Annotated in this window: 1 protein-coding gene; it reads left to right on the top strand. The window is 39.9% G+C overall.

Annotation, left to right across the window (positions count from 1 at the left end; genetic code table 11):
- The coding region (gene rplD / locus AAEY80_RS14650; RefSeq protein ID WP_350588614.1) for a 50S ribosomal protein L4 at positions 1 to 258 on the top strand (258 nt) is incomplete at both ends.

The raw sequence follows: 258 nt of genomic DNA, 5'->3' as shown, positions 1-258 counted from the left end.
ACCGTGGTGCTCTAAAGAGCATATTCTCTGAATTGGTACGTCAAGAGCGTCTAGTTGTTGTTGAATCGTTTGGTGTTGAAGCTCCTAAAACTAAAGAGCTGAAAGCTAAATTAAAAGCAATGAACTTAGAAGATGTTCTAATTGTTACAGCTGAAGTTGATGAGAATTTATTCTTAGCAGCTCGCAACTTATACAAAGTTGACGTGCGTGACGTAGCGGGTCTTGACCCAGTTAGTCTAATTGCGTTCAACACTGTTC

The organism is Psychrobacter sp. 78a-MNA-CIBAN-0178 (assembly GCF_040309625.1).
In the GTDB taxonomy this organism is placed as follows: Bacteria; Pseudomonadota; Gammaproteobacteria; order Pseudomonadales; family Moraxellaceae; genus Psychrobacter; species Psychrobacter okhotskensis.
The sequence above is the reverse complement of the archived record's forward strand: the minus strand, read 5'-3'. Positions and strand labels throughout refer to the sequence as shown.